Genomic DNA, 1,731 nt, shown 5'->3' on the forward strand with positions numbered 1-1,731 from the left:
CCAGACCGGTAATGAGGGCCACGACAACGAGCAGGCGCTGCACGCACAACCGCTCATTAAGCGCAATCAGCAGGATGAAGGCGGTTGCCAGTTGGAGTTTACCGGTGACTAGTCCTGATATAGGTTGACACTTTTCAACCGGATAACGCCCGATGAACCTCATCGGGCGTTTTGTATTTCAGCGACAAGTGCGGCCGCCGCGTGTTGTAGAGGTTCACCGACTCCCTGACCATCTTTCTTGCCTGCGCGATATCTTCTGGCCTGCCGAGCAGGTATTCCGTTTTGAGTATCCCGTTTATCCGTTCCGCCAGCGCGTTCTGATAACAGTCATACCCGTCCGTCATCGAGCAGATGACGCCATACTGCTGATGTAACGCCTGATATTCCTGCGAGCAGTACTGGATACCCCTGTCCGAGTGATGCACCAACGGCAACGCCGTGCGTCTGCCGGCCAGTGCCATTTTGAACGCGCAGGCGACATGCCGGGTATGCAGACTGTCATGCACGTGATATCCCACGATTTTTCTCGACCAGGCATCCGTTACCAGGCTGACATACGCCGTCCCCGTTCTCAGCGGCAGGTAGGTGATATCCGCCACCCATACCTGTTCCGGACGGCTGGCTATTACTTGATTGTCTCCCGCTTTTAGCAGGTTGGGATGGCGATAAAAACGATGATGGCTGTGCGTCGTCTTGTGATACGCCCGTTTAGGCATCACCAGTAACCGCGCGCAGCGCAGGATACTGAACAACCGGTCACGGCCCACATGCAACGCCGGTTCGGGGTGTTGCCGCAACAGGTGATGCAGCTTACGTGTCCCCAGTCGGGGTTGGTGCAAGCGGATGGCCGTCACCTGTTCGACGAGATGCCGGGCCTGCTCCTCTTTGCCTGCTTCACGCTGCAGGGACTGATACCACGCTTGTCGGCTGATGCCCATCCATCGGCAGGCCCGCGTTACTGTGAGTCCCGGTACTTGTGTTTGCGCGATAAGGCGGTTAGCTGCTTTTTTGTCAGCGTGGCGCCAAAGTCGGTGTTCATCACTTTGACGACAGCTTCGAAGAACTGGGCTTTGACTTCAGATTCAGCCAGTTGCTGCTCAAGTTCTTTAATACGCTGTTCGGGCGTCAGGGGGAGTTTGGGCATGTTGTCTCCGCACGTTCTGGTGGAAGGAGAAGTTCGCCAGTCAAGTTGACCGTATTTGCGCAGCCAGTTCATGACAGTCTGGCTGCCTTGGATACCGTAGCGATCTTGCGCCTGGCGGTATGTCATCTCGCCTTTTTCGACCTGTTCGACGACAGCCAGTTTAAAGGATAGAGAGTAATCGCGTTGTGTGCGTTTAATATACTGGTTCATCACATTTTCCTCTGTGCGTGAGTAAAATGTGTCAACGCTATTCAGGACGGGTCACAAGCAATAAAAAAGGCGCCCGCAGGCGCCTTTTCACAGCAGAGAATCGCTTACTGCAGTACGGAGATATCCGCCACCTGCAGGAACAGTTCGCGCAGCTTGCTCAGCAGCGTCAGGCGATTCACGCGCACTTCCGCATCGTCCGCCATTACCATCACGTTGTCGAAGAACGCATCCACCGGCTCACGCAGCGCGGCCAGTTCCACCAGCGCTTCCTGGTAGTTGCCCGCCGCGAAGTACGGCTGCAGCTTGTCGCGCAGCACCACCAGGTGAGTCGCCAGCTGGATCTCCGCCGCGTCCTTCAGCACCGAGGCGCGCACGCT

1 protein-coding gene and 1 pseudogene are annotated in these 1,731 nt (G+C 56.4%); both read right to left on the reverse strand.

What is annotated here, in order from left to right:
* Positions 1-108 precede the first annotated feature (108 nt).
* Positions 109-1,354: pseudogene (locus ABZ937_RS42740) on the reverse strand (IS3 family transposase).
* A gap of 104 nt (positions 1,355-1,458) precedes the next feature.
* The coding region (locus ABZ937_RS42745) for a DALR anticodon-binding domain-containing protein (protein ID WP_361701082.1) at positions 1,459-1,731 on the reverse strand (273 nt) is incomplete at its 5' end.

The organism is Streptomyces sp. NPDC046727 (genome assembly GCF_040645635.1).
In the GTDB taxonomy this organism is placed as follows: domain Bacteria; phylum Actinomycetota; class Actinomycetes; order Streptomycetales; family Streptomycetaceae; genus Streptomyces.